This window comes from Achromobacter sp. SIMBA_011 (assembly GCF_046535435.1).
In the GTDB taxonomy this organism is placed as follows: domain Bacteria; phylum Pseudomonadota; class Gammaproteobacteria; order Burkholderiales; family Burkholderiaceae_B; genus Achromobacter; species Achromobacter dolens.
Genome location: NZ_JAWRWN010000160.1, coordinates 1 through 341 on the forward strand (window position 1 = coordinate 1; position 341 = coordinate 341).

At 64.5% G+C, this 341-nt stretch carries 1 pseudogene; it reads left to right on the forward strand.

The features are described 5' to 3' along the window. Positions 1–273: pseudogene (locus tag SB816_RS30370) on the forward strand (acyltransferase); the annotation flags it as partial. Positions 274–341 lie beyond the last annotated feature (68 nt).

Genomic DNA, 341 nt, shown 5'->3' on the forward strand with positions numbered 1-341 from the left:
CTGCGCAACCGTCCGCTCGCGTGGATCGGCAAGATCAGTTACTCGGTCTATCTGTTGCACAGCCTTCCGCTGTTTGGGGCGTTCTGGTTGTGCCAGCGCTTTCATCTGGTCGGATGGCCGCTCGGCGTTTACATGATCGTGCCGCTGCTGCCGTTGATCCCGTTGTCGTGGGCCGGTTACCTGCTGTGCGAAGCGCCGTTCGTGAAGCTCGCGCATGCACTCACGTCGCGGCGCGCGAGCGGTGTGCTCGCGACCGGCGAAGCGAATGGCTGAGCGGATCGAATGGCGGATTCGTCGAGGCGTCGGTTGAGCGGCGCTCGATCGTCTCGCCGACCGCCACG